1 protein-coding gene is annotated in these 223 nt (G+C 74.9%); it reads right to left on the reverse strand.

Annotation, left to right across the window (positions count from 1 at the left end; translation table 11 throughout):
* The coding region (locus DZA62_RS35375; protein ID WP_157988124.1) for a hypothetical protein at nt 1–223 on the reverse strand (223 nt) is incomplete at both ends.

A 223-nucleotide genomic window follows, 5' to 3' on the forward strand; every position in this document is an offset into this window, starting at 1 on the left:
GACGTCGCCCGCCGCCGCGGCGCTCACGGGCACACCGTCGGCCTCCGGCCTCGACGGCTGCCCGGTGCGCAACTCCCGCAGCAGCGCCGGGTCGATCTCACCGGCGAGGTCGCACGGCTCCAGCCGCACCCAGTCGACGGTGTCCGGATGCCACACCACCAGCCGCCCCGCCACCGGGTCGACACCCGGCGACGCGACAGCGTGGAGCGCTTCTTCGAACATG

Source organism: Jiangella endophytica (assembly GCF_003427025.1).
Taxonomy (GTDB): Bacteria; Actinomycetota; Actinomycetes; order Jiangellales; family Jiangellaceae; genus Jiangella; species Jiangella endophytica.